Origin of the sequence: Brevibacillus sp. SIMBA_040 (assembly GCF_046535075.1) — a bacterium.
Lineage (GTDB): Bacteria > Bacillota > Bacilli > Brevibacillales > Brevibacillaceae > Brevibacillus.
The window spans coordinates 1-254 of sequence record NZ_JAWRXI010000300.1 but is presented as its reverse complement, the minus strand read 5'-3'; the positions used below and the strand labels follow the sequence as shown (position 1 = coordinate 254).

Genomic DNA, 254 nt, shown 5'->3' with positions numbered 1-254 from the left:
CTATTAGTATCATCAGATAATTCAATTAATCTGACACTCATTTGCTCTAACAAATTGTCCAACTGTAGAATTTGAGTTGTATGAAATGGACTTGTTTCAGCACTTTCATCTAAGAATTCAAAATTTGAAACAAACTCAGTCTGATATGCTTCTAATATTGGATCATCATAAAATGAAGAAACATTATTATATGATTCTAAGTATGCTATCCATTTATTAAAGTGTGTTGTTAAAGCTTTTTCTCCTACGCGAAC

The 254-nt window shown here is 29.5% G+C and carries 1 protein-coding gene; it reads right to left on the bottom strand.

Features of this window, described 5'->3' with window-relative positions; translation table 11 throughout:
• Positions 1-254, bottom strand: a 254-nt coding sequence (locus SB752_RS32910; protein WP_410719581.1) for a hypothetical protein, incomplete at both ends; no start/stop codon positions are given.